Below are 604 nucleotides of genomic sequence, written 5' to 3'. Positions count from 1 at the left end.
GGCGCGCAAGGCCTTCGCCCCGGGGCCGCCGCCGTTCCCGCTGATGCACATCGACACGCGCTGGAAATTCCGGGCGATGTACGAATTCCGCGACAAGATGGCCGAGGAAGTCGGCATGGACCTGCTGGTCCACACCAATCCGGAAGGCGTCGAGAAGGACATCAATCCGTTCACGCACGGGTCGGCGATTCACACCGACGTCATGAAGACCGAAGGCTTGAAGCAGGCCCTCGACAAGTACGGTTTCGATGCCGCCTTCGGCGGGGCCCGCCGCGACGAGGAGAAATCCCGCGCCAAGGAGCGCATTTTCTCGTTCCGCACCGAGCAGCATCGCTGGGATCCGAAAGGTCAGCGCCCCGAGCTCTGGAAGCTCTACAACGCCCGCAAGCACAAGGGCGAGTCGATTCGCGTCTTTCCCCTGTCGAACTGGACCGAGCTGGACATCTGGCAGTACATCTACCTGGAAGGCATTCCAATTGTGCCGCTGTACTACTCCGCCGAACGCCCGGTGGTCGAGCGCGACGGCACGCTGATCATGGTTGATGACGAGCGCATGCCCCTCAACGAGGGCGAGGTGCCGATGATGAAGAAGGTGCGCTTCCGT

The 604-nt window shown here is 62.6% G+C and carries 1 protein-coding gene; it reads left to right on the top strand.

Annotated elements, in window-relative coordinates; all coding sequences use genetic code 11:
• Positions 1 to 604, top strand: a 604-nt coding sequence (cysD, locus tag ABGV18_RS11500) for a sulfate adenylyltransferase subunit CysD (RefSeq protein ID WP_396586148.1), incomplete at both ends; no start/stop codon positions are given.

This window comes from Guyparkeria halopsychrophila (assembly GCF_044582135.1).
GTDB lineage: Bacteria > Pseudomonadota > Gammaproteobacteria > Halothiobacillales > Halothiobacillaceae > Guyparkeria.
This window is presented reverse-complemented; position numbering and strand designations above follow the sequence as displayed.